Raw genomic sequence first — 24,356 nt, forward strand, 5'->3', positions numbered from 1 at the left:
TATCTATTTTCTATAGACGTTTGTGCTTTGTTGCATATAAATTCAAGCTCCCTAAGGAGGTTTTGTACTTTGTAGACTGTCTCGTGAGAGTCAAACTTTAGGATTAGATAGTTTTAAGTTATCTTTGCTAAAATGAGTTAGTCTCCTTAAAAATAATCAAAAAAGTTTTTTAAAAACGCTTGCAATTATGCTTGAAAAGGAGTATACTTATAAGTAACGCAAACGTTTGCGTCTGCAAAATACGCAACGTTCCATTATTTTAACACACGAGGTGCTATTATGAAAAAACGTCAAAGTGGTGTGTTGATGCACATCTCTTCTCTTCCAGGAGCTTACGGAATCGGATCATTTGGTCAAAGTGCTTACGACTTCGTTGATTTCTTGGTCCGTACAAAACAACGTTACTGGCAAATCCTTCCATTAGGAGCAACTAGTTACGGGGATTCTCCTTACCAATCTTTCTCAGCCTTCGCAGGAAACACTCATTTTATCGATTTAGATATCTTGGTGGAGCAAGGTTTGTTGGAAGCAAGTGACCTTGAAGGAGTTGACTTTGGTAGCGATGCGTCTGAAGTTGACTATGCTAAAATCTACTATGCACGTCGTCCTCTTTTAGAAAAAGCGGTGAAACGTTTCTTTGAAGTCGGAGATGTTAAAGATTTTGAGAAATTTGCTCAAGACAACCAATCATGGCTTGAGCTCTTTGCTGAGTATATGGCTATCAAAGAGCATTTTGACAATCTTGCTTGGACTGAATGGCCAGATGCAGATGCTCGTGCTCGTAAAGCTTCAGCACTTGAAAGCTATCGTGAGCAATTGGCAGACAAGTTGGTTTACCACCGTGTGACTCAATACTTCTTCTTCCAACAATGGTTGAAATTGAAAGCTTACGCTAACGACAACCACATCGAAATTGTTGGGGACATGCCAATCTACGTAGCGGAAGATTCAAGTGATATGTGGGCAAATCCACATCTCTTCAAAACAGATGTCAATGGTAAGGCTACTTGTATCGCAGGATGCCCACCAGATGAGTTTTCTGTAACTGGTCAGCTTTGGGGTAATCCAATCTATGACTGGGAAGCAATGGACAAAGACGGCTACAAATGGTGGATTGAACGCTTGCGTGAAAGCTTCAAAATCTACGATATCGTTCGTATCGACCACTTCCGTGGCTTCGAATCTTACTGGGAAATCCCTGCTGGTTCCGATACAGCAGCACCTGGTGAGTGGGTGAAAGGTCCAGGCTACAAACTTTTTGCAGCCGTTAAGGAAGACCTTGGTGAGCTAAACATCATCGCAGAAGACCTTGGCTTCATGACAGATGAAGTGATCGAATTGCGTGAACGTACTGGCTTCCCAGGAATGAAGATTCTTCAATTTGCCTTCAACCCAGAAGACGAAAGCATTGATAGCCCACACTTGGCACCTGCTAACTCAGTTATGTACACAGGAACACACGATAACAATACGGTTCTTGGTTGGTACCGTAATGAGATTGATGATGCGACTCGTGAGTACATGGCTCGTTACACGAACCGTAAAGAATACGAAACAGTGGTACACGCTATGCTTCGTACAGTATTTTCATCAGTTAGCTTTATGGCAATTGCAACTATGCAAGATTTACTAGAATTGGATGAGGCAGCTCGTATGAACTTCCCATCTACCCTTGGTGGAAACTGGTCTTGGCGTATGACTGAAGATCAATTGACACCAGCTGTCGAGGAAGGTTTGCTTGACTTGACAACAATTTATCGCCGAATTAATGAAAATTTGGTAGATTTAAAGAAATAAGACAATAATCAGGAGACAACTAAACATGTTATCACTACAAGAATTTGTACAAAATCGTTACAATAAAACCATTGCAGAATGTAGCAATGAAGAGCTTTACCTTGCTCTTCTTAACTACAGCAAGCTTGCAAGCAGCCAAAAACCAGTCAACACTGGTAAGAAAAAAGTTTACTACATCTCAGCTGAGTTCTTGATTGGTAAACTCTTGTCAAACAACTTGATTAACCTTGGTCTTTACGACGATGTTAAAAAAGAACTTGCAGCTGCAGGTAAAGACTTGATCGAAGTTGAAGAAGTTGAATTGGAACCATCTCTTGGTAATGGTGGTTTGGGACGTTTGGCTGCCTGCTTTATCGACTCAATTGCTACTCTTGGTTTGAATGGTGACGGTGTTGGTCTTAACTACCACTTTGGTCTTTTCCAACAAGTTCTTAAAAACAACCAACAAGAAACAATTCCAAATGCATGGTTGACAGAGCAAAACTGGTTGGTTCGCTCAAGCCGTAGCTACAAAGTACCATTTGCAGACTTTACTTTGACATCAACTCTTTACGATATTGATGTTACTGGTTATGAAACAGCGACTAAAAACCGCTTGCGTTTGTTTGACTTGGATTCAGTTGATTCTTCTATTATTAAAGATGGTATCAACTTTGACAAGACAGATATCGCTCGCAACTTGACTCTCTTCCTTTACCCAGATGATAGTGACCGTCAAGGTGAATTGCTCCGTATCTTCCAACAATACTTCATGGTTTCAAACGGTGCGCAATTGATCATCGACGAAGCAATCGAAAAAGGAAGCAACTTGCATGACCTTGCTGACTACGCAGTTGTCCAAATCAACGATACTCACCCATCAATGGTGATTCCTGAATTGATTCGTCTTTTGACTGCACGTGGTATCGAGCTTGACGAAGCAATCTCAATTGTTCGTAGTATGACTGCCTACACTAACCACACAATCCTTGCTGAAGCGCTTGAAAAATGGCCTCTTGAATTCTTGCAAGAAGTGGTTCCTCACTTGGTACCAATCATCGAAGAATTGGACCGTCGTGTGAAGGCAGAGTACAAAGATCCAGCTGTTCAAATCATCGATGAGAGCGGACGTGTTCACATGGCTCACATGGATATCCACTACGGATACAGTGTTAACGGGGTTGCAGCACTCCATACTGAAATCTTGAAAAATTCTGAGTTGAAAGCCTTCTACGACCTTTACCCAGAAAAGTTCAACAACAAAACAAACGGTATCACTTTCCGTCGTTGGCTTATGCATGCTAACCCAAGATTGTCTCACTACTTGGATGAGATTCTTGGAGATGGTTGGCACCATGAAGCAGATGAGCTTGAAAAACTGTTGTCTTATGAAGACAAAGCAGCTGTCAAAGAAAAATTGGAAAGCATCAAGGCTCACAACAAACGTAAATTGGCTCGTCACTTGAAAGAACACCAAGGTGTGGAAATCAATCCAAATTCTATCTTTGATATCCAAATCAAACGTCTTCACGAGTACAAACGCCAACAAATGAACGCTTTGTACGTGATCCACAAATACCTTGACATCAAAGCTGGTAACATCCCTGCTCGTCCAATCACAATCTTCTTTGGTGGTAAAGCAGCTCCAGCCTACACAATCGCTCAAGATATCATTCACTTGATCCTTTGCATGTCAGAAGTTATTGCTAACGATCCAGCAGTAGCTCCACACTTGCAAGTAGTTATGGTTGAAAACTACAACGTTACCGCAGCAAGCTTCCTTATCCCAGCATGTGATATCTCAGAACAAATCTCACTTGCTTCTAAAGAAGCTTCAGGTACTGGTAACATGAAATTCATGTTGAACGGAGCTTTGACACTTGGTACTATGGACGGTGCTAACGTGGAAATCGCTGAGTTGGTTGGAGAAGAAAACATCTACATCTTCGGTGAAGATTCAGAAACTGTTATCGACCTTTACGCAAAAGCAGCTTACAAATCAAGCGAATTCTACGCTCGTGAAGCTATCAAACCATTGGTTGACTTCATCGTTAGTGATGCAGTTCTTGCAGCTGGAAACAAAGAGCGCTTGGAACGTCTTTACAATGAATTGATCAACAAAGACTGGTTCATGACTCTTCTTGACTTGGAAGACTACATCAAAGTCAAAGAGCAAATGCTTGCTGACTACGAAGACCGTGACGCATGGTTGGATAAAGTCATCGTTAACATTTCTAAAGCAGGATTCTTCTCATCTGACCGTACAATCGCTCAGTATAACGAAGACATCTGGCACTTGAACTAATACTCTTCGAAAATCTCTTCAAACCACGTCAGCTTTATCTGCAACCTCAAAGCGGTGCTTTGAGCAACCTGCGGCTAGCTTCCTAGTTTGCTCTTTGATTTTCATTGAGTATAAGATACAAATTTATACTAATACATCTTGTAAAAAAGCGAGTTTCGATTGAAATTCGCTTTTTTAATGATGTAGATTTGGGTCAATCTTGTCTAAAAATAGGGAAATCCTAGATACAGTGAAGGCTTTAAATGCTGGTTTTTACTGTCCTCAGCCTTATATTTTTTCGTAGTTGATTACCTCATACCTCTTGTATTCGCTTACATAAAGTATTATAATATAATTGTAGGAAAGAAGGTGTTTTTATGATATACACACTTAAATTGGTGTTGTTTATTACCTTTCTTGTAATAAGCTTGTTACCTGATAAGATTTTTGGAAAAAATAAAAAAATTTGGAAAATAGTTTTTGCAATATTGACGGCAGTGGCAGCATTGTCATTTATGTACTAAGTTATTTTAAGAATGTAGGGAAATAAACCCTACATTCTTTTTAGTTTTTTCTGTTTTCTAAATTCTATTTATCCAAGCGCTTCAACATTTCTTGCTTCTTCGCTTCAAGTTCTGCACGCTTTTCTTCGATTTCGGCATGTTTTTTCTCGAGTTCAGAACAACTTGCACCATTGCTAAATTCTTTTCGCCATCAGGAGATAGGGTGAGTCGACATGTTTATTACTCACCCAAAGCAGTCCTACAAAGCAGGAATTTTCTGTTACTTTTTTGGAAATAGTAACGTTTATACAGCTTTGACACTTCGTATCAAAGCGCCAAACACACTCCGAGGGATTTACAGAAAGCAGAAAAGGAATGATCTGGTATAAGATCATTCCTTTTCTCTCTTTTTCTTTAAGTAATTATATACAATGTACGACGAAGTCGTCATTGCAATGCTGATCCACCACCTAAAGGGAACTTTAAACAACATTGATAAGATAAAGAATATAAACAACGAAAATACGTTATACCCAATTAATTTTATTGTATATCTCATGATTAAAAGTTAATCCTTCCGTTGTTAGGAATGGCATCATTTTTATCCCATAATTGTGCTAAATAAGTCCCCGATGATAATAAATTCATAGCGAATTCTAAAGCAACATCATTTACAAACCAACTAACTAGATATCTAGAAATTGCTGAACGAATAGCACTTTTTGCTGCATGTTTTCCTTTTACTTTAATTAGATTTGCAAGGCCTGCAGTAGTTCCTCCTAATGCTAAAGCTATTGCAGTATCTAATAGAGCACCCATTTGATTAACTGTAATACCTTGCCAAGCTGCTCTAAATGGAGAGTATGTAGGTGGGATTGTATAATCGCCTTGTAATTGTCGGTTAATTACTTCTTTGATCCATTGTTGTGAGACGTCTGGATGAAAAGATTGGATTTCGTTTGCAAGTGTATTGATTTGTTCTTCTGTTAGAGAAGTGACAGGTTGAAGTTCCATATTTGTTTCAATTTGTGATACTTGTTCAGAAGCGTATACAGCTGAAACACTTGGAATCGCTGATACAATTAACACAATTGACGTCAAAAAAACCGAAATAAATTTCATTAATTTGTTCATGAGCTTTTCTCCTTTTTATTTGTATCTGCTTACATTTTATCATATACTGTTATTATAGTCAAAAAAATATGCTATTATGTTAAAAAAATATTTTTCAAAATATAAATGGACGGATTTATTTTGGATTTTATTTGTTATTTTGACCTGCCTCTATATTGGTAACCATGATTTGTTTACTCTCAATCATCAAGAATTCTCTTTTCGTGGTAGCGTTTGGGGTCTGGTACTGGCCTTATATCACTTACTATTCATTGATAAGTTTGTTATATCGAATCGAAAATAAAGATTAGAGCTATGCTTGACTGTGTACTTTTAGGATTGATTTTGGAGGAAGATTTTGTCTCTATTATTTATTATTTTAAATTTATTTATTTTGTATAAGATCTATTCTTTGAGGCGGGAAAAATCGAAATACTTGATTTATACGGCCTATATCATATTTGGGGTAAATGTAGTATATGGTATTCAATGGTTATTAAGAGAACTGATTTCAACTATTTCCCCTTAATGTGTATGGAAACTATAACAAAACGCATAAGATTAAGGTTTGTGTACCTGTTCTTATACGTTTTTGTCATATTGAAGATTTTCGGTAAGTTTTCTACTTTTGCGAAGTCTAGTTTATACTCAATGAAAATCAAAGAGTAAACTAGCCGTAGGTTGCTCAAAGTACAGCTTTGAGGTTGCAGATAAAACTGACGAAGTCAGCTCAAAACATGGTTTTGAGGTTGTAGATGAAACTGACGAAGTCAGTAACCATACGTACGGCAAGGCGACGTTGACGTGGTTTGAAGAGTATTAGAATGCTTTCCCAACCAAAATCTCTGCTTCGATGGTAATCTCTGTCAGTTTGCTCCAGTCAATTTTGCTCTGGTCAACGTGAAAGAGGAGAGGAGTCATACTGAGTAGGGCTTGGAGTTGTTCTGCTGTGATAGTCTTAGTCAGAGAGGCAGTTTGACTAGATAGGATGGTAAAGTGTTCCTGGAAATGCTCCTTGATATCTTGGTTAGAATACTCCTTGTTTGTCAGCTGGTCCTGTACTCTTTGACGGATTTCTTTGAGGTGATTTTCAGTTGGGATAACCTTTATCAAGATACCGTCTTTGGATAAAACGCGACGAAATTCTCCATAGTTGGCAGGTGAGAAGATATCAAGCAGAATATCCATGTTAGCGTCTTTTATAGGAAGTCGTGCCAAGTCGCCAACGAACCAATTGACTGCCCAGTTGGGTTCACTTTTAGCAGCGATTTGGACTGAATCTTTGGAGATGTCAAAGGCATAGAAAGTTTTTTCAGAGTGACTTTCTTGTAGTTTGCGAGAATAGAATCCTTCACCACAACCGATATCCAAAATTGTTGTGGTAGTTTTTGAGCTTGCAAGCAAGTCAGATACAGCATCTAAGATAGCTTGGTAAAAGCCGGCTTCTAGGATTTGTTGACGGTTTTGAAAATTTTCCTTGTCATAGTTAGCAGATTGCTTGATTTGAGGTGCTAGATTGACATAGCCAAATTTCGCCAAGTCAAAAGAATGACGGTTGCAGCACTTGAAATTAGTCTCTAACAGAGTCAGATTTTCTTGACAGATAGGACAGGCAAAGGCAGTCGCAGAAGCAAAACGCTGAAGTTTGGGCTTGAGATTTGTATTCATAGTTTAAGTGTATCAAAAGAGGCAAATGAAAGCAACTTTAGGAATAAGTAGATGGGAGATTCAGTAGAAATAAAACTAATTCTCCAATTTATAGAATGAAATTGCTTTTATATCTAAATTGCTATATAATAATGATAAGGAGGAAATAAGTATGTTAAAAGAAGTATTAACCGTTGCAAAAGTTGCGAAAAAATCTTCATTATTTTTGGGTGGTGTCGCATTTGGTACCCTTGGTTTGAAAATCTTAGCAAGTAAGGAAGCTAAAAAAGGTTATTCTAAAGCTTTGGCTAAGGCTTACAAGTTGAAAGACGAGCTAGATGCATCTGTTTCTGTTGTGAAGCAACATGGAGACGATGTCTTGCAAGATGCCAAATATTTGTACGAGCAAGAGAAAAAAGAAGAGCAATTAGATAGCCTTATAGGTGAATAATATGTCTTTTAAAGTGCTACATAGAGGATACCAACATATCCGACTATCATCTTCTTTTTCACTTACCTTGGATATTCAAGACTATCTTCGTTCCTTGGCGAGAGATGAAAAGGGGATTGAGTCTATCCAGTTTTACATGGATCAACAGCACTTTACTCTACGCATAAAAGAAGGCTTTTCTGTATTAGATAATGCAGAAGCCTTTTTAAAAAGAATTGATAAAGGGAAAGTTTCTGAGTTGATGACTCTTCCCATTCGTAGAGAAGAGAGTGCTTATTCTATTGTTTCAGGTGCAGCGGTTAAGCGTGTACTTTTTCGTAGTTTTGTGCCGTATCCTATTCGCTATATATGGACTTGTTATCAGGCTTTGGGTTATATTAGAGAAGCCTATCAAACACTAGCGCGTAAGGAACTAACGATGGAAGTCTTGGACTGTTCGGCTATTTTATTGTCTTTGTTTATGAACCAATCCAAGACAGCTAGCAATATCATGTTTATGCTTGATTTGGGGAATCATTTAGATCAATGGTCCTTGAAAAAAACTGCAACAGATTTAGAACAGAGTCTTCTTGCAAAAGAGAGCGATGTATTCCTAGTACAGGGCGATACGGTTGTTAGTATCAAGAGTTCCGATGTTCAAATAGGAGATGTCTTGATCTTATCTCAAGGAAATGAAATTCTGTTTGATGGACAAGTAGTTTCAGGTTTAGGTATGGTCAACGAAAGTTCCTTGACAGGAGAGAGTTTTCCAGTTGAAAAAAGAGAGTCTGATTTGGTTTGTGCAAATACAGTATTAGAAACTGGAGAGTTACGCATTCGTGTAACAGATAATCAGATGAACAGCCGTATTTTACAGCTGATTAAGTTGATGAAGAAATCTGAAGAAAACAAGAAAACGAAACAACGCTATTTCATCAAGATGGCGGATAAAGTCGTCAAATATAATTTCTTGGGGGCTGGGCTGACTTACCTATTGACAGGTTCTTTTTCTAAGGCTATTTCTTTCCTATTGGTCGATTTCTCCTGCGCTTTGAAAATCTCTACTCCTGTAGCTTATTTGACAGTTATCAAGGAAGGGTTGAACCGTGAAATGGTGATTAAGGATGGAGATGTTCTGGAGAAATATCTGGAAGTTGATACTTTCTTGTTTGATAAGACAGGAACAATCACAACTAGTTATCCTATAGTTGAAAAGGTGTTACCTTTTGGAGACTATAGTGAGGAAGATATTCTCAGAATCAGTGCCTGTCTTGAGGAACACATTTATCATCCTATTGCTAATGCCATCGTCAAGCAAGCTGAGATAGAGGGAATTGAACATGAGGAAATGCATGGGAAACTCCAATATATCGCAAGCAAGGGGATCAAATCTCATATAGATGGCCAACCAGTTCTTATTGGGAATTATGTCTTGATGCAGGATGAGCAGATTCATATCAGTTCAGAACAAAATGCTTTAATTGAAGAGTACAAGAGTCACTACAATCTCTTATTCTTGGCTTATCAAAATGAATTGATTGGAATGTTCTGCATTCATACTCCTTTGAGAAAAGAAGCAAAAACAGCCTTGGATAAACTTAAGGCACAGGGGAAAAAATTGATTCTGGCAACAGGAGACACCTTGATTAGGACAGAGGAATTAGTCAAAGATTTGCCCTTTGATCAGGTCTATACAGACTTGAAACCTGATGGGAAATTTGAGTTAGTAGAGAAACTGCAGAAAGCAGGTCACACTATTTTGATGGTTGGAGATGGATTGAATGACTCAGCGGCTTTAACTCTATCAGATATCGGTGTGGTGATGAATGAGAGTGCAGATATTTCTAAGCAGATGAGTGATATCTTATTGTTAGATAATCGTTTGGATTTCTTCCAAGAGTTGGATTCGTTATCATCATCTTTGCAAACACTCATCAAGAAAAATATTCAAGATACCGTTGTCGTAAATAGTAGTTTGATTGGCTTTGGCTTATTTAATTGGCTCAGTCCTTCAAATCTCTCTATCTTACATAATCTAACAACCTTGCGCATTGTCCTGCGTAGCCTGTCTATTAAAAATAGATAGATGAGAGTTATTAACAGCAAAAAGGAGTTACCTTTCTCGAGGTTAACTCCTTTGTTTATAGATAAATGTTGAATAGTTTAGTAAGTCAATACAAAGTATTTCTTCTTCCCACGACGGATAACAGTCAGTTCATTCTCTAACTTATCAGCGTCACTCAAGACATAGTCAAGGTCTTGGATGCGGTCGCCGTTTACGTAGATGGCTCCGTTTTGGACGTCTTCACGGGCTTGGCGTTTTGAGTTAACTATACCAGATGAGACGAGCAGTTCCACGATATTGTTGTGTTCGTCTGCCTGTACTTGGTAGTTTGGCACACCACGAAGTCCTTGTTTGAGCTCTTTGACAGAAAGGTTTTTGATGTTTCCTGCAAAGAGTTGCTCAGTGATGTTAAGTGCTTCTTTGTAGGCTTCTTCTCCGTGAACAAGTGTAACAACTTCACGAGCCAAGACTTTTTGAGCCAAGCGTTCGTGTGGCGCTGCTTCAAATTGTTTACGAATATCTTCAATCTCATCAAGTGACAAGAAAGTAAAGATTTTTAAGAAGCGAACAGCGTCAGCGTCCATCACGTTCATCCAGAATTGGTACATTTCGTATGGAGAAGTCTTTTCGGGATTGAGCCAGACGGCATTTCCTTCTGATTTACCAAATTTTTTACCAGTTGCATCTGTGATTAGTGGAACAGTGATAACGTGACCAGTCTTGTCCGCCTTACGACGAAGCAATTCGGTACCAGCTGTCATATTTCCCCACTGGTCAGAACCACCGATTTGAAGAGTGACATTATGGTCTTGGTTAAGGACGAAGAAGTCGTACCCTTGCATGATTTGGTAAGCGAACTCAGTGTAAGAAATTCCTGTTTCGATCCGTTTTTTAACAGATTCCTTACTCATCATGTAGTTGACCGTGAAGTATTTTCCAATGTCACGGAGGAAGTCAATGAAGCTGATGCTGCCAAACCAGTCGTAGTTGTTGACCATGACAGCCTTGTTTTCGCCATTTTCAAAGTCAAGAAAACGAGAAAGTTGTCCTTGGATAGACTTGACCCAGCCATCTACTGTGTCTTTTGTTTGGAGACTACGTTCAGCATCTTTGAAGGACGGATCTCCGATGAGACCTGTAGCACCGCCAACGAGCGCATAAGGTTTGTGACCTGCTAGTTGCAAGCGACGACTTGTCAAGATTGCGACAAGGTGGCCTAGGTGAAGGCTGTCAGCAGTTGGATCGTAGCCAGTATAATAAGAAACTTGACCTTCTTCTAGGGCTTTACGCAAAGCTTCTTCATCAGTCGTTTGAAATATCAAACCACGCTCTTTTAGCTCATCAAAAATGTGCATGTGTCTTTTCTCCTTTTTAAAATTATTGTTTCTACCTATTGTATCACAAACTTGGGCAATAGCCTAGCAGAATAGGGAAGAAAGTGGCTATTTTATTGAAAATTTCCCTTTTGTGGTATAATAGATAGAGTGAGGAAATCCATGCAAAATCAATTAAATGAATTAAAACGAAAAATGCTGGAATTTTTCCAGCAAAAACAAAAAAATAAAAAATCAGCTAGACCTGGCAAGAAAGGTTCAAGTACCAAAAAATCTAAAACCTTAGATAAGTCAGCCATTTTCCCAGCTATTTTACTGAGTATAAAAGCCTTATTTAACTTACTCTTTGTACTCGGTTTTCTAGGAGGAATGTTGGGAGTTGGGATTGCTTTGGGGTACGGAGTGGCCTTATTTGACAAGGTTCGGGTGCCTCAGACAGAAGAATTGGTGAATCAGGTCAAGGACATCTCTTCTATTTCAGAGATTACCTATTCGGACGGGACGGTGATTGCTTCCATAGAGAGTGATTTGTTGCGCACTTCTATCTCATCTGAGCAAATTTCGGAAAATCTGAAGAAGGCTATCATTGCGACAGAAGATGAACACTTTAAAGAACATAAGGGTGTAGTACCCAAGGCGGTGATTCGTGCGACCTTGGGGAAATTTGTAGGTTTGGGTTCCTCTAGTGGGGGTTCAACCTTGACCCAGCAACTAATTAAACAGCAGGTGGTTGGGGATGCGCCGACCTTGGCTCGTAAGGCGGCAGAGATTGTGGATGCTCTTGCCTTGGAACGCGCCATGAATAAAGATGAGATTTTAACGACCTATCTCAATGTGGCTCCCTTTGGCCGAAATAATAAGGGACAGAATATTGCAGGGGCTCGGCAAGCAGCTGAGGGAATTTTCGGTGTAGATGCCAGTCAGTTGACTGTTCCTCAAGCAGCATTTTTAGCAGGACTTCCACAGAGTCCCATTACTTACTCTCCTTATGAAAATACTGGGGAGTTGAAGAGTGATGAAGACCTAGAAATTGGCTTAAGACGGGCTAAGGCAGTTCTTTACAGTATGTATCGTACAGGTGCATTAAGCAAAGACGAGTATTCTCAGTACAAGGATTATGACCTTAAACAGGACTTTTTACCATCGGGCACGGTTACAGGAATTTCACGAGACTATTTATACTTTACAACTTTGGCAGAAGCTCAAGAACGTATGTATGATTATCTAGCTCAGAGAGACAATGTCTCCGCTAAGGAGTTGAAAAATGAGGCAACTCAGAAGTTTTATCGAGATTTGGCAGCCAAGGAAATTGAAAATGGTGGTTATAAGATTACTACTACCATAGATCAGAAAATTCATTCTGCCATGCAAAGTGCGGTTGCTGATTATGGCTATCTTTTAGACGATGGAACAGGTCGTGTAGAAGTAGGGAATGTCTTGATGGACAACCAAACAGGTGCTATTCTAGGCTTTGTAGGTGGTCGTAATTATCAAGAAAATCAAAATAATCATGCCTTTGATACCAAACGTTCGCCAGCTTCTACTACCAAGCCCTTGCTGGCCTACGGTATTGCTATTGACCAGGGCTTGATGGGAAGTGAAACGATTCTATCTAACTATCCAACAAACTTTGCTAATGGCAATCCGATTATGTATGCTAATAGCAAGGGAACAGGGATGATGACCTTGGGAGAAGCTCTGAACTATTCATGGAATATCCCTGCTTACTGGACCTATCGTATGCTCCGTGAAAATGGTGTTGATGTCAAGGGTTATATGGAAAAGATGGGTTACGAGATTCCTGAGTACGGTATTGAGAGCTTGCCAATGGGTGGTGGTATTGAAGTCACAGTTGCCCAGCATACCAATGGCTATCAGACCTTAGCTAATAATGGAGTTTATCATCAGAAGCATGTGATTTCAAAGATTGAAGCAGCAGATGGTAGAGTGGTGTATGAGTATCAGGATAAACCGGTTCAAGTCTATTCAAAAGCTACTGCGACGATTATGCAGGGATTGCTACGAGAAGTTCTATCTTCTCGTGTGACAACAACCTTCAAGTCTAACCTGACTTCTTTAAATCCTACTCTGGCTAATGCAGATTGGATTGGGAAGACTGGTACAACCAACCAAGACGAAAATATGTGGCTCATGCTTTCGACACCTAGATTAACCCTAGGTGGCTGGATTGGGCATGATGATAATCATTCATTGTCACGTAGAGCAGGTTATTCTAATAACTCTAATTACATGGCTCATCTGGTAAATGCGATTCAGCAAGCTTCCCCAAGCATTTGGGGGAACGAGCGCTTTGCTTTAGATCCTAGTGTAGTGAAATCGGAAGTCTTGAAATCAACAGGTCAAAAACCAGGGAAGGTTTCTGTTGAAGGAAAAGAGGTAGAGGTCACAGGTTCGACTGTTACCAGCTATTGGGCTAATAAGTCAGGAGCGCCAGCGACAAGTTATCGCTTTGCTATTGGCGGAAGTGATGCGGATTATCAGAATGCTTGGTCTAGTATTGTGGGGAGTCTACCAACTCCATCCAGCTCCAGCAGTTCAAGTAGTAGTTCTAGCGATAGCAGTAACTCAAGTACTACACGACCTTCTTCTTCAAGGGCGAGACGATAATTCTCTAAATGAAGTGGCCAATCAATGGATTGCCACTTTTTTCCTTTCGTGTTACAATAAGGGTATGAATCAGTATCAGAAAAAGATTGTTAACGGAAAAATTTATTCGCTCCTATCCGGCTTAATATGGGGAATCTGTGGAATTTTAGGAGAGTACTTCTTTACTCATTATCAGGTGTCTTCGGGCTGGATTACCTCTATGCGTTTGACACTGGCAGGGAGTCTTGTACTTATTTGGTCTGCAATACAATTAAAATCGCAAGTGCTAGATATTTGGCGAGACAAGAAAAATTACCTGCCCTTTTTAGCCTATGCTATTTTGGGGATTTTTTCAGTTCAGTATTTTTTCTATCTCTGTGTAGAATACTCAAATGCTACGACAGCAACTATTTTACAGTTTATTAGCCCTGTCTTTATCCTCTTTTACAATCGCTTGGTTTATCAAAAACGAGCGTCAAAAAGCGCTGTTTTCTATGTTTTGGTTGCCATGCTGGGTGTTTGCTTGATGGCGACAAAGGGAGATCTCTCTCAGTTATCCATGACGCCGCTAGCTCTTATAACAGGTTTGCTGAGTGCCATGGGTGTTATGTTTAATGTTATCTTGCCCCAACCTTTTGCTAAGCGTTATGGTTTTGTTCCTACGGTTGGGTGGGGGATGATTTTGGCAGGTTTGTTTAGCAATGTCCTCTCGCCGGTTTATCAGCTTTCCTTTACTCTTGATATTTGGAGTATCTTGATTTGCCTCATTATCGCTTTCTTTGGAACGGCTTTTGCTTTTTTCATTTCCATGAAGGCTGTGTCCTTGGTTTCTCCTTTGGTGGTTTCCGTTATCAGTGCCAGTGAACCTCTCTCTTCTGCTCTCTTGAGTGTTTTGTTCTTAGGATTAGTAGTGGATTGGTCCTTCCTTCTAGCTATAGCCTTGATTATTTTACCCATGATATTTTTGTCTATAGAAGAAGCGAAAGAAAGTAGATAAAAAGTCTTTTCTTAATTCTAAAAGTGTGCTATACTAGAATAGTCAATAAAACACGGGGAGATAGTTGTGAAGAGTGTTTTTAGGTTGTATCGGTAGGGGCTTGCTTTTACCGACAGCACGTTTTATCTCACATCCCTAAAAAATCATACCTAAAAACAGACAAAAAGGTTTCAAATTTGAGGCCTTTTTTGGTAGAATAGGTATCATTATAACGAACCAGGAGGCACCTATGACTGCTACAAAAATGAACGCTCAAGAAATTATCCAATTTATCGCCAATGCTGAAAAGAAAACCAGTGTCAAAGTAACCTTTGAGGGGCAACTCGCAACTGCTGTGCCTAGCTCTGTTGTCAAACTAGGGAATGTCCTATTCGGGGATTGGAAGGACGTGGCTCCGCTTCTTGAAGGTTTAGTAGAAAATCAAGATTATGTTGTCGAGCAAGATGCTCGTAATTCTGCAGTTCCTTTGCTAGATAAGCGTGCTATCAACGCTCGTATCGAGCCAGGTGCTATTATCCGTGACCAGGTGGAAATTGGTGACAATGTTGTTATCATGATGGGAGCTGTTATCAATATCGGTGCTGAAATCGGTGCTGGAACCATGATTGACATGGGTGCCATCCTTGGTGGTCGTGCCATCGTTGGAAAAAATAGCCACGTTGGTGCAGGTGCAGTTTTGGCAGGTGTGATTGAGCCAGCTAGTGCTGAACCAGTCCGTGTCGGAGACAATGTTCTCATCGGGGCTAATGCAGTGGTTATCGAAGGAGTCCAAATCGGTAGTGGTTCAGTTGTCGCAGCAGGAGCTATTGTTACCCAAGATGTCCCAGAAAACGTGGTAGTAGCAGGTGTTCCAGCTCGTATTATCAAAGAAATTGATGCCCAAACTCAACAAAAAACAGCGCTAGAGGATGCGCTTCGTACCTTGTAATTGTAAAAGTAAAAAAGAGGCGGAACCCTTTTTCCAGCCTCTTTCTGCTATATCGGAGGACAGATAGATGTTAGATTTGATTCAGACTAGACGAGATTTACACCAGATTCCAGAGATTGGCTTGGAGGAGTTCAAGACTCAGGCTTATTTGCTGGATGTGATTGAGAAATTGACTACGGGCAAGGATTTTGTTCAAATTCGTACTTGGCGGACAGGGATTTTGGTCTACCTGCAGGGAAGTCAGCCGGAGCGAACCATTGGTTGGCGGACAGATATTGATGGCCTGCCTATCGTCGAACAAACAGGTCTACCTTTTGCTTCTCAACACCAAGGTCGCATGCATGCCTGTGGCCATGATTTTCATATGACCATTGCCTTAGGCTGTCTTGAGCGCGCCCTTGAGGAGCAACCTAAAAATAATCTGCTCTTTCTATTTCAGCCTGCTGAAGAAAATGAAGCTGGTGGTATGCTCATGTATGAGGCTGGTGCTTTTGGAGATTGGTTGCCAGATCAATTTTATGGCCTCCATGTCCGTCCAGATTTGAAAGTCGGCCAGATTGCGACTAATACTCATACACTCTTTGCAGGAACTTGCGAGGTGAAGATCCGTTTCAAAGGTAAAGGTGGCCACGCGGCTTTTCCTCATGAAGCCAATGACGCCTTGGTGGCGGCTAGTTACTTTGTGACCCAAGTGCAGTCAGTTGTTAGCCGCAATGTCAACCCAATCGAGGGAGCAGTGGTGACCTTCGGCGTTTTTCAAGCTGGAACCACCAACAATGTCATCACAGACACAGCTTTTTTACATGGAACTATTCGGGCTTTGACACAGGACATGAGTCTCTTGGTGCAAAAGAGGGTAAAAACAGTTGCAGAAGGGGTTGCAGCTGCCTTTGATATGGAAGTCGAAGTGGAACTCAAACAAGGTGGATACCTACCTGTTGAGAACAATCCAGCCTTGGCGCGTGAACTGATGGACTTCTTTGACGAAAAAGACGGAATCGAGTTGATTGATATCGAACCTGCTATGACAGGCGAGGACTTTGGTTATCTCCTTTCAAAGGTTGATGGCGTGATGTTTTGGCTAGGTATCGATAGTCCCTACGCTCTTCATCACCCTCAAATGAGTCCTAAGGAAGAAGTCTTAGCTATTGGGGTGGCTGCGGTGTCTAGTTTCCTGAAAAAGAAGGCAGCAGAATAGAGGGCTTGTCTATGAAATCGGAATTACGCAAGCAAGTCTTGCATGAAATGAAGGCTATATCTCAAGAGCAAAAACAGGCTATAGACCAAGCTTTAACCGAGCGAATTTTACAACACCCCTTTTATCAAGAAGCCAAGGTCATCGCAACCTACCTCTCTTTTTCTCATGAGTTTCAAACGCGGGAACTGATTGAGCAGGCGCTGAAGGACGGCAAGAAGGTTTTAATACCCAAAACTTATCCCAAGGGGCGCATGGAGTTTGTGGTCTATGATCCGCAACAGTTGGTAAAAACTTCCTTTGCCTTACTGGAGCCACAGGGAGATTTGGAAGTGGTGGATGCATCTCAGATTGATTTGATTCATGTTCCTGGTCTGGCTTTTACGACGAAAGGATATCGGATAGGATACGGTGGAGGCTATTATGACCGCTATCTGGAATATTTTTCTGGTCGTACTTTGAGTACGATATATCCTTGTCAAATTCAGGACTTTATACCTGAAAACCATGATATTCCTGTTCAGGAGGTATTAATTGATGAAGGAAATCTTTGATAGACGTTACCCTGTGACGAGTTTCTTCCTCTTAGTGACGGCCTTGGTATTTTTACTAATGTTGGTCACTGCAGGCGGAAACTTTGACAGGGCAGATACATTATTTCGATTTGGAGCCATGTATGGGCCAGCTATTCGCCTCTTTCCCGAGCAGGTTTGGCGTCTCTTGTCTGCCATTTTTGTTCATATTGGGTGGGAACATTTCATTGTTAATATGCTTTCACTTTATTATCTTGGAAGGCAGGTAGAGGAGATTTTCGGCTCTAAGCAGTTCTTTTTTCTCTATCTCTTATCAGGAATGATGGGCAATCTCTTTGTTTTTGTATTTAGTCCTAAATCCTTAGCAGCAGGCGCCTCTACCTCTCTTTATGGGCTATTTGCCGCGATTATTGTTCTTCGCTATGCAACTCGCAATCCTTATATCCAACAGCTAGGGCAATCCTATCTGACCCTTTTTGTGGTTAACATTATTGGAAGTGTTCTGATTCCAGGAATCAGCCTAGCAGGCCATATCGGTGGTGCAGTTGGTGGCGCATTTCTAGCAGTTATCTTTCCAGTTAGAGGAGAAAAACGGATGTATAATACCAGCCAGAGATTAGGAGCGGTAGTCTTGTTCGTAGGACTCGCCATTTTGCTTTTCTACAAGGGAATGGGAATGTGACGACTAATACTCAATGAAAATCAAAGAGCAAACTAGGAAGCTAGCCGCAGGTTGCTCAAAGCACTGCTTTGAGGTTGTAGATAGAACTGACGAAGTCAGCTCAAAACATGGTTTTGAGGTTGTAGATGAAACTGACGAAGTCAGTAACCATACCTACGGTAAGGCGACGCTGACGTGGTTTGAATTTGATTTTCATTGAGTATAATATGTAAACTTGAATAAGAAAAAAGCTACTTAAAAAATGAGTAGCTTTTAATGTGTTTTGGAACCATTCGAAACAACACAGCTCTAAAATAGTTATTAGCGTTGTGGAGGTTCTGCAATGCCACCACCAAAGTTCCCAAGATAATTCCCATCATCATCATACACATCTCCATTATTATGATCTTTGTAGTAGTATCTTTGATAGCCGTTAGCATCAGTGCCTTTATATCTGTAGACACCATTTGCTCCGATGTTTGAATTGCTAGATGAATATTGTTCCGATGATCCACCATTTGTTGAACTATCTCCAGAACCAGAATAATCTTGACCGCCATAATTATTTGAATATCCATTAGTTTGTTCAGATGAACTATAATCTACATTTGAATTGGAAGATCCATTATAAGACTCATTAGAAGCACTACCAGAAGAATTACTTTGACTAGAAGATTCCTTTGCTTTTTCAGCAGCTTTTTCTTCTTCTTTCTTCAAAAGTTCGATTTGTTTTTGATATTTATCAACAAGATCATTTAGAGATTTAAGAGTTTCTTCCAAATTCTCTTGTTTAAAAGTTTCATCAACTTTTTTGATAAAATCAATTTGTTTTGTAATTTCTTTCACATTTGTTTCAAGAGTTGCTTTATCTTTAAACTTCTCATCAGAATCTTTAACATCATAAGCCAAACCTTTTTGCAAATGAAAATCTACAATTGCTTTAGATGATTCTTTGACTTTGTTATTAAGATAGTCTTTACCTGCATCGGTTTTAAGTGAAGTTTCAGATAGTTCTTTTAATTTAGAAATAGATTCATCTGAAGATGCATCAAATGATTCAAATAGTTTATCAACTTGTTCTTTGTCTGATTTGCTATCTTTTTCTAATTGTACAATTTTTGCTTGTTGTTCTGCTTGTTGTTGGTTATATGAATACCATCCAAACCCTAATATCAATACAACACCAACTGCAACTGATGAAATGATTACTTTTTTATTGTTTTCGATAAATTCTACAAATTTGTTCTCCATAATCTTTTACTTTGATAGTGTCCGCAATTACTTTAAAATTAAAATTACACCTATCTTTCTCCCTTATTATATTTTTATTAATAGCTTCCACAAAATTAAACAACTTATGTTCGGCTCGGTTGATTTAATTTAACCATGACTACTCCAACAGTTAAGTCAAATTTAAAATTATTTATTATTTTGGAACCATTAGAAACAACATAGCAAAGTTAAAATAAGGCTTTGTCCGTACACAACTTGAAAAAGTGCGCACCGATTCGGTGCTTTTTTGTTTTACTATACTAATTTATTCTACTCTTATTTTAATGAAAAAACAAATACAAGTATAGCGTTTTCATTAGTTTTTATTAAATAGGTAGATTCAAGTAGAGAATTTACTTAATTTATGTGTGGCTAATCTTTATATAAATGATTTTGTTATTCCTTCTCAGTCAATTCTTTTCCAAGTTGGATGAGGTAATTCTTCAAATCATCTTTGACTTGTGGATGTTTGAGGGCGTAGTCGATGGATGTTTTCATGAAGCCAAACTTGTCTCCGACATCGTAACGAGCCCCTTTGAACTCACGAGCAAATACACGTTGTGTTTTATTGAGGGTGTCGATTGCATCTGTCAGCTGAATTTCATTTCCTGCACCTGGAGCTTGCTTTTCGAGAATCTCAAAAATTTCAGGCGTGAGGAGGTAGCGTCCGATAATAGCAAGGTCGCTAGGAGCGTCCTCTGGAGCTGGTTTTTCAACAAAGGTTTCAACACTGTAAAGACCATCTTTTCCTTCGCCTTGCGGAGCAATAACCCCGTAAGCAGATACTTCGTCATGAGGGACTGGCATGACAGCGATAGTAGACGCGTGGGTACGCTCGTAGTCATCCATGAGTTGTTTGGTAAGTGGAACAGCCTTTTCGTCTGTGATATCCATCAAGTCATCACCAAGCATAACGACAAAAGGTTCATTTCCGACGAAAGCCTTGGCTTGCAAAACAGCATCTCCGAGACCGCGTGGATGAGTTTGGCGGATAAAATGCAGACGCATGCCAGTTGTTTCATCAACTAGCTTCAAAAGATCTGTTTTCCCTTTTTCTTTGAGGTTATATTCCAATTCGAAGTTTGAATCAAAGTGGTCCTCAATAGAACGTTTTGATTTACCAGTGACAACTAGAATATCTTCAATACCTGATTTGAGAGCTTCTTCCACGATAAACTGGATAGTTGGTTTGTCTACGATTGGCAACATTTCTTTGGCAAGGGCCTTGGTTGCTGGTAAAAATCGAGTTCCTAGTCCAGCAGCAGGGATGACTGCCTTTCTAACTTTTGATGTCATAAAAATCCTTTCTATAGAGGGTTAAGACCACTCATTTTCTGCTTTAAATTCATTGTTCATGATGTCATAAATGGCATCTTTGATATTGGTTCCGTGATAAATAACTTGGTAAATAGCCTGTGTAATGGGCATATAGACTCCAAGTTCTTGGGCTAGTTCATAGGCTGCTCGAGTCGTTGAAATTCCTTCGATTACCATGCCCATATTAGCTTCTATATCAGCTAGGGATTCTCCTCGTCCGAGAGCATCTCCAGCTCTCCAGTTACGAGAGTGGATGGAAGTTCCCGTTACGATCAAATCTCCCACACCAGATAAGCCGCTATAGGTCAATGGACTGGCCCCGAGTGCTACCCCTAGGCGGGTGATTTCTGCTAAACCTCGAGCGATGATGGCTGCCTTAGCATTATCACCAAATCCAAGACCATGTAAAGCTCCAGCACCGACAGCAATAATATTTTTAAGAGCACCAGCAGTTTCAACCCCGATAACATCCGTATTGGTATAAAGTCGGAAGTAGTGATTACTAAATAGCTCCTGAACGTATTGAGCTGTTTGTAAATCTTTAGAAGCAGCAGTTATTAAAGTTAGGTCACGCACAATGGTCTCTTCTGCATGACTAGGCCCTGAAACAACGACGATATCACTACGGAGATGTTCAGGAATTTCTTCTTCAAGAATGGTTGATAATCGTTTATGGCTATCAGGTTCTAATCCCTTTGATGCGTGCATGATGATAACCTTATGGTCCAAGGTTTGTGCAACTTGCTGGGCAACAAGTCGTGTCACTTTTGTTGGGACAACAAACAAAATCGCATCCACATCTTTCAATGTTTCTGCTAAGTCGGTGTAGGCAATGATATTTTCGTCTAGAACGACATCTTTAAAGTAGTGCTTATTAGTATGGTGTGTATTAATTTCATTGATTTGCTCGGGAAGATTTCCCCAAATACGTACCTCGTGTCCATTGTCATTTAAGACTTGTGAAAGGGCGGTTCCCCAAGAACCAGGCCCCAAGACGGCGACGGTTTGTTTTTCCATGATTTCCTCCTTGATAGAGTTCTTTCTCTTATTCTATCATATTCTAGGGGATTTTGCACTTGCATTACTGGGGTATGGTGGAAAAATACACAAAAACCGAGACGAAGGGATAAACTCTTAGTCTTTAGTTAAAGTGAGAAGAAATCTGATAGATAGTTTGATTCAGTATATGCTTATAATAGAGGTAAACAACTCAGGAGGTTCTTGTAGGTTGCGAGAGTTTGGCGAAAAAATTAAAAGATTACGTTTGGCTAAAAAAATCAGTCGTTCAGAATTTTGTGGTGATGAGTCTGAATTAAGTATCCGTCAATTAATTAGAATTGAAAATGGAGAATCCAGACCAACACTAACAAAGTTAAAATATATCGCTGAACGTTTGGGGGTTGAAGATTACAAGTTGATGCCAAGTTATATAGAGTTGGATAAGGAATACCTAGAATTGAAGTATTTCTTGATGAGGACTCCTACATACGAAGATGAAACTATCGCCCAAAAGAAAGAGAGTGTTTTGATAAGATTTTTGAAGAGTATTATGATAGGCTACCTGAGGAAGAAAGATTTATCATCCCAAATTATTCATATCTGGCACTAACGAACTACACAGTTCAAAAATTACCAGAAAAGCTAGTTGAAATACTGTCCTTCTGGTGATTTTGCTTAATTTCTGATGTTCGAGACATAATTGAGGAGATTTGTCTTGATTTTTTCCTAAAAAAGGGCAGACTCCTCCCTTGGTTTGATGCTCGATTTTTAAAATAAGGTGACTTATTCTGTTAGGCATGTTTTCCCCTGCCCTCTAGCTCTATATGGAACAGGGAGTATCAGATTTATCTGGCAGATTGTATCAAATAAGGCTTGAAACTGTTTTGAATAGGCGTATAGACTTGAGAATTTGAGAATATGTCGTCTAGCAGTAGAGACATATTTTCCGGCAATATGAAGGAAGAGACGTCGAAAACGCTTGATAGTCAAGGCCTTTACTTCATCACCAGCTAGCTGCTTTAAAAAGAGGTAGAGATTATAAGCCAGACAGCCCATCATCATACGTACTTCATTCTTAATCATGGTCGAACTATCTGTCTTATCCCCAAAGAATCCTGCTTTCCTTTCTTTGATAAAGTTTTCAGCATTCCCTCGTTCACGATAGAATTGAAACAGCTCCTCACTATCTACACTGCTTAAATTGGTCAAATGAACTTTTTTACAACCATAAAAAAGAGCACTTAATCGTACTCTTCTCTTTTAAGGATTAGTTGAATTAATTCAAATCCACTAGTTCTCCTGTTTCTAGGTAGACTAGGCGTTCACAAATGTTAGCAATGTAATCAGCGAAGCGTTCCAGATGCCCTATGATATAAAGGTATTGAGTTCCATTGGGAATTGAGGTTTCTTGGTCTTTCATAAGTCCAATGATTTCCTTTGATAAGGCATAATAATATTGGTCAATCTGTTCATCTTTTTGAGCAATACTAATAGCTTTTGAGGCTTGGTGCAAAGGAAAGGCAACCAATAAATCGGCTAGCATGCTGAGGGATAATTTACCCATTTGGTGTAACTGTTCTTCGTCAGGGGCTAGTTGATTTTCTTTTAGTTGCAAAACAGCTTTGGCAATGCCTGCCATATGGTCTCCCATACGTTCAAGGTCTGAACAAGAAGACATGATGCTAATTACAAATCGAAGGTCAGACACTTGTGGCTGCTGCAAGGCCAACAAACGGGCACAGGTCAATTCGATAGCGCTTTGACCTTGGTTGATAGCATGATCCTTATTGATAATTAGCTCTGCCATCTCCTTGTCTTTGGAGGCTAAGGCCAGTAAGGCTTTTGAAGCTGTTTCAAGGACAAGTTGCCCTAGTCCTAAAAAGGATTGTTCTAATTCATGCAATTCTAAGTCAAATTGATTTCTCATAGGTTTTTCCTTCCTTATCCGAACCGTCCTGAAATATAGTCTTCTGTGCGCTGATCTTTTGGATTGGTAAACACGTCAACGGTATCTCCAAATTCGCAAATTTCTCCTGTTAAGAAAAAAGCAGTTTTATCTGAAATACGTGAAGCTTGTTGCATGTTATGGGTAACAATGATAATCGTATAATCCTTTTTTAGTTGCTGAATGAGGTCTTCAATTTTTAAAGTGGAGATAGGGTCTAAGGCTGAAGTCGGCTCATCCATTAACAGAACATCAGGTTCTACTGCTAAAGCTCGCGCAATGCAAAGGCGTTGCTGCTGACCGCCTGATAAGGACATGGCACTCTTTTTAAGATTATCTTTGACTTCGTCCCAAATGGCTGCCCCTTTTAAAGATTTTTCCACTAAGGCATCTAATTGTTTTTTGTCTCGAATACCATGTGTCCTTGGGCCATAAGCCACGTTATCATAGATAGACATGGCAAAGGGATTAGGCTGTTGAAAAACCATCCCTACACGCTTGCGTAGCTGATTAAGGTTGAATTTGCTACTATAAATATCTTGCTCATCTAAGAGGACTTGGCCTTCAATATGGCAAGAAGGAACCAAATCGTTCATCCGATTAAGGGTTTTTAGAAAAGTTGATTTGCCACAACCAGATGGGCCTATCAAGGCAGTAATCTGTCTTTCTGGTAATTGAATCGAAATATTTTTTAAGGCTTGAAAATCCCCGTAAAATAAGTCTAGGTGTCTGACTGAAAATGTTCCCATA

The 24,356-nt window shown here is 39.8% G+C and carries 21 protein-coding genes and 2 pseudogenes; 14 read left to right on the forward strand and 9 right to left on the reverse strand.

From position 1 onward, the window contains the following. Nucleotides 1–279 precede the first annotated feature (279 nt). Nucleotides 280–1,797 (forward strand): 4-alpha-glucanotransferase, encoded by a 1,518-nt coding sequence (malQ, locus tag AT689_RS03330; RefSeq protein WP_000747287.1) that lies wholly within the window; start codon nucleotides 280–282, stop codon nucleotides 1,795–1,797. 25 nt (nucleotides 1,798–1,822) lie between these two features. Further along, nucleotides 1,823–4,081 carry a glycogen/starch/alpha-glucan family phosphorylase gene (glgP, locus tag AT689_RS03335; protein ID WP_000950144.1) on the forward strand — a complete coding sequence of 753 codons (2,259 nt, stop codon included), beginning with the start codon at nucleotides 1,823–1,825 and terminating at the stop codon, nucleotides 4,079–4,081. Between the two features lie 1,043 nt (nucleotides 4,082–5,124). Here glgP and AT689_RS03340 read toward each other — a convergent pair. Further along, nucleotides 5,125–5,697, reverse strand: coding sequence for a hypothetical protein (locus AT689_RS03340; RefSeq protein WP_001037917.1), 573 nt, complete (start codon nucleotides 5,695–5,697; stop codon nucleotides 5,125–5,127). Nucleotides 5,698–5,773: 76 nt separating this feature from the next. Here AT689_RS03340 and AT689_RS13345 point away from each other — a divergent pair, with 76 nt between their 5' ends. Then, complete coding sequence (locus AT689_RS13345; protein WP_000915304.1) at nucleotides 5,774–5,980, forward strand: hypothetical protein; 207 nt, start codon at nucleotides 5,774–5,776, stop codon at nucleotides 5,978–5,980. Between the two features lie 515 nt (nucleotides 5,981–6,495). Here AT689_RS13345 and AT689_RS03355 read toward each other — a convergent pair. Beyond that, nucleotides 6,496–7,344 carry a putative RNA methyltransferase gene (locus tag AT689_RS03355; protein WP_001095511.1) on the reverse strand — a complete coding sequence of 283 codons (849 nt, stop codon included), beginning with the start codon at nucleotides 7,342–7,344 and terminating at the stop codon, nucleotides 6,496–6,498. A gap of 151 nt (nucleotides 7,345–7,495) precedes the next feature. On the opposite strand from AT689_RS03355, the gene AT689_RS03360 reads away from it, so the two are divergent. After that, nucleotides 7,496–7,774, forward strand: coding sequence for a DUF6110 family protein (locus AT689_RS03360; protein WP_000910909.1), 279 nt, complete (start codon nucleotides 7,496–7,498; stop codon nucleotides 7,772–7,774). Nucleotide 7,775: 1 nt separating this feature from the next. Continuing rightward, on the forward strand, nucleotides 7,776–9,839 hold the full coding sequence (locus AT689_RS03365; protein ID WP_000008803.1) for a heavy metal translocating P-type ATPase: 2,064 nt from the start codon (nucleotides 7,776–7,778) through the stop codon (nucleotides 9,837–9,839). A 77-nt stretch (nucleotides 9,840–9,916) separates the two neighbouring features. Here the strand turns inward: AT689_RS03365 and tyrS are convergent, their stop codons facing one another. After that, nucleotides 9,917–11,173, reverse strand: a complete 1,257-nt coding sequence (gene tyrS / locus AT689_RS03370) for a tyrosine--tRNA ligase (RefSeq protein WP_000546881.1) — start codon at nucleotides 11,171–11,173, stop codon at nucleotides 9,917–9,919. A 141-nt stretch (nucleotides 11,174–11,314) separates the two neighbouring features. Here tyrS and pbp1b point away from each other — a divergent pair, with 141 nt between their 5' ends. The 7 genes from pbp1b to AT689_RS13350 all read left to right on the forward strand — a co-directional run bounded on the left by pbp1b (nucleotide 11,315) and on the right by AT689_RS13350 (nucleotide 18,293). After that, the gene (gene pbp1b, locus AT689_RS03375; protein WP_001180975.1) at nucleotides 11,315–13,780 is read left to right on the forward strand and encodes a penicillin-binding protein PBP1B; all 2,466 of its coding nucleotides are present in this window, start codon (nucleotides 11,315–11,317) and stop codon (nucleotides 13,778–13,780) included. A 64-nt stretch (nucleotides 13,781–13,844) separates the two neighbouring features. Then, complete coding sequence (locus AT689_RS03380; protein ID WP_001820821.1) at nucleotides 13,845–14,756, forward strand: DMT family transporter; 912 nt, start codon at nucleotides 13,845–13,847, stop codon at nucleotides 14,754–14,756. Between the two features lie 229 nt (nucleotides 14,757–14,985). Continuing rightward, complete coding sequence (dapD, locus tag AT689_RS03385) at nucleotides 14,986–15,684, forward strand: 2,3,4,5-tetrahydropyridine-2,6-dicarboxylate N-acetyltransferase (protein WP_000127472.1); 699 nt, start codon at nucleotides 14,986–14,988, stop codon at nucleotides 15,682–15,684. A 67-nt stretch (nucleotides 15,685–15,751) separates the two neighbouring features. Then, nucleotides 15,752–16,882 carry an N-acetyldiaminopimelate deacetylase gene (locus tag AT689_RS03390; RefSeq protein ID WP_000885100.1) on the forward strand — a complete coding sequence of 377 codons (1,131 nt, stop codon included), beginning with the start codon at nucleotides 15,752–15,754 and terminating at the stop codon, nucleotides 16,880–16,882. Between the two features lie 11 nt (nucleotides 16,883–16,893). Beyond that, on the forward strand, nucleotides 16,894–17,433 hold the full coding sequence (locus tag AT689_RS03395; protein ID WP_000834302.1) for a 5-formyltetrahydrofolate cyclo-ligase: 540 nt from the start codon (nucleotides 16,894–16,896) through the stop codon (nucleotides 17,431–17,433). After that, on the forward strand, nucleotides 17,417–18,094 hold the full coding sequence (locus tag AT689_RS03400; protein WP_000658498.1) for a rhomboid family intramembrane serine protease: 678 nt from the start codon (nucleotides 17,417–17,419) through the stop codon (nucleotides 18,092–18,094). Before AT689_RS03395 ends, AT689_RS03400 begins: the two co-directional genes overlap by 17 nt. A 13-nt stretch (nucleotides 18,095–18,107) precedes the next feature. After that, the gene (locus tag AT689_RS13350; RefSeq protein ID WP_000693100.1) at nucleotides 18,108–18,293 is read left to right on the forward strand and encodes a hypothetical protein; all 186 of its coding nucleotides are present in this window, start codon (nucleotides 18,108–18,110) and stop codon (nucleotides 18,291–18,293) included. A 101-nt stretch (nucleotides 18,294–18,394) separates the two neighbouring features. Here the strand turns inward: AT689_RS13350 and AT689_RS03410 are convergent, their stop codons facing one another. The 3 genes from AT689_RS03410 to AT689_RS03420 all read right to left on the reverse strand — a co-directional run bounded on the left by AT689_RS03410 (nucleotide 18,395) and on the right by AT689_RS03420 (nucleotide 21,679). Then, a complete protein-coding gene (locus AT689_RS03410; protein WP_000428157.1) occupies nucleotides 18,395–19,324 on the reverse strand; it encodes a hypothetical protein in 930 nt (309 codons plus the stop codon). Between the two features lie 417 nt (nucleotides 19,325–19,741). Continuing rightward, on the reverse strand, nucleotides 19,742–20,641 hold the full coding sequence (gene galU / locus AT689_RS03415) for a UTP--glucose-1-phosphate uridylyltransferase GalU (RefSeq protein WP_000202225.1): 900 nt from the start codon (nucleotides 20,639–20,641) through the stop codon (nucleotides 19,742–19,744). A gap of 21 nt (nucleotides 20,642–20,662) precedes the next feature. Beyond that, nucleotides 20,663–21,679 (reverse strand): NAD(P)H-dependent glycerol-3-phosphate dehydrogenase, encoded by a 1,017-nt coding sequence (locus tag AT689_RS03420; protein ID WP_000415102.1) that lies wholly within the window; start codon nucleotides 21,677–21,679, stop codon nucleotides 20,663–20,665. A 169-nt stretch (nucleotides 21,680–21,848) separates the two neighbouring features. Here AT689_RS03420 and AT689_RS13355 point away from each other — a divergent pair. Both AT689_RS13355 and AT689_RS13360 read left to right on the forward strand, forming a co-directional pair. Next, a pseudogene (locus AT689_RS13355) lies at nucleotides 21,849–22,007 on the forward strand (hypothetical protein); the annotation flags it as partial. 188 nt (nucleotides 22,008–22,195) lie between these two features. Then, nucleotides 22,196–22,330 (forward strand): hypothetical protein, encoded by a 135-nt coding sequence (locus tag AT689_RS13360; RefSeq protein ID WP_223200643.1) that lies wholly within the window; start codon nucleotides 22,196–22,198, stop codon nucleotides 22,328–22,330. Between the two features lie 114 nt (nucleotides 22,331–22,444). Here the strand turns inward: AT689_RS13360 and AT689_RS03435 are convergent. The 3 genes and pseudogenes from AT689_RS03435 to pstB all read right to left on the reverse strand — a co-directional run. Then, a pseudogene (locus AT689_RS03435) lies at nucleotides 22,445–22,897 on the reverse strand (transposase); the annotation flags it as partial. A gap of 40 nt (nucleotides 22,898–22,937) precedes the next feature. Beyond that, the gene (gene phoU, locus AT689_RS03440; RefSeq protein ID WP_001245781.1) at nucleotides 22,938–23,588 is read right to left on the reverse strand and encodes a phosphate signaling complex protein PhoU; all 651 of its coding nucleotides are present in this window, start codon (nucleotides 23,586–23,588) and stop codon (nucleotides 22,938–22,940) included. A 14-nt stretch (nucleotides 23,589–23,602) separates the two neighbouring features. Continuing rightward, nucleotides 23,603–24,355 (reverse strand): phosphate ABC transporter ATP-binding protein PstB, encoded by a 753-nt coding sequence (gene pstB, locus AT689_RS03445; protein WP_000536447.1) that lies wholly within the window; start codon nucleotides 24,353–24,355, stop codon nucleotides 23,603–23,605. Between the last annotated feature and the right edge of the window lies 1 nt (nucleotide 24,356).

The sequence above is a fragment of the Streptococcus pneumoniae genome (assembly GCF_001457635.1).
GTDB lineage: Bacteria > Bacillota > Bacilli > Lactobacillales > Streptococcaceae > Streptococcus > Streptococcus pneumoniae.

Coding starts and splice junctions, on each gene's coding strand:
- malQ (WP_000747287.1), top strand. CDS start 280: ATGAAAAAACGTCAAAGTGGTGTGTTGATGCACATCTCTTCTCTTCCA.
- glgP (WP_000950144.1), top strand. CDS start 1,823: ATGTTATCACTACAAGAATTTGTACAAAATCGTTACAATAAAACCATT.
- AT689_RS03340 (WP_001037917.1), bottom strand. CDS start 5,697: ATGAACAAATTAATGAAATTTATTTCGGTTTTTTTGACGTCAATTGTG.
- AT689_RS13345 (WP_000915304.1), top strand. CDS start 5,774: ATGTTAAAAAAATATTTTTCAAAATATAAATGGACGGATTTATTTTGG.
- AT689_RS03355 (WP_001095511.1), bottom strand. CDS start 7,344: ATGAATACAAATCTCAAGCCCAAACTTCAGCGTTTTGCTTCTGCGACT.
- AT689_RS03360 (WP_000910909.1), top strand. CDS start 7,496: ATGTTAAAAGAAGTATTAACCGTTGCAAAAGTTGCGAAAAAATCTTCA.
- AT689_RS03365 (WP_000008803.1), top strand. CDS start 7,776: ATGTCTTTTAAAGTGCTACATAGAGGATACCAACATATCCGACTATCA.
- tyrS (WP_000546881.1), bottom strand. CDS start 11,173: ATGCACATTTTTGATGAGCTAAAAGAGCGTGGTTTGATATTTCAAACG.
- pbp1b (WP_001180975.1), top strand. CDS start 11,315: ATGCAAAATCAATTAAATGAATTAAAACGAAAAATGCTGGAATTTTTC.
- AT689_RS03380 (WP_001820821.1), top strand. CDS start 13,845: ATGAATCAGTATCAGAAAAAGATTGTTAACGGAAAAATTTATTCGCTC.
- dapD (WP_000127472.1), top strand. CDS start 14,986: ATGACTGCTACAAAAATGAACGCTCAAGAAATTATCCAATTTATCGCC.
- AT689_RS03390 (WP_000885100.1), top strand. CDS start 15,752: ATGTTAGATTTGATTCAGACTAGACGAGATTTACACCAGATTCCAGAG.
- AT689_RS03395 (WP_000834302.1), top strand. CDS start 16,894: ATGAAATCGGAATTACGCAAGCAAGTCTTGCATGAAATGAAGGCTATA.
- AT689_RS03400 (WP_000658498.1), top strand. CDS start 17,417: ATGAAGGAAATCTTTGATAGACGTTACCCTGTGACGAGTTTCTTCCTC.
- AT689_RS13350 (WP_000693100.1), top strand. CDS start 18,108: ATGAAAATCAAAGAGCAAACTAGGAAGCTAGCCGCAGGTTGCTCAAAG.
- AT689_RS03410 (WP_000428157.1), bottom strand. CDS start 19,324: ATGGAGAACAAATTTGTAGAATTTATCGAAAACAATAAAAAAGTAATC.
- galU (WP_000202225.1), bottom strand. CDS start 20,641: ATGACATCAAAAGTTAGAAAGGCAGTCATCCCTGCTGCTGGACTAGGA.
- AT689_RS03420 (WP_000415102.1), bottom strand. CDS start 21,679: ATGGAAAAACAAACCGTCGCCGTCTTGGGGCCTGGTTCTTGGGGAACC.
- phoU (WP_001245781.1), bottom strand. CDS start 23,588: ATGAGAAATCAATTTGACTTAGAATTGCATGAATTAGAACAATCCTTT.
- pstB (WP_000536447.1), bottom strand. CDS start 24,355: ATGGGAACATTTTCAGTCAGACACCTAGACTTATTTTACGGGGATTTT.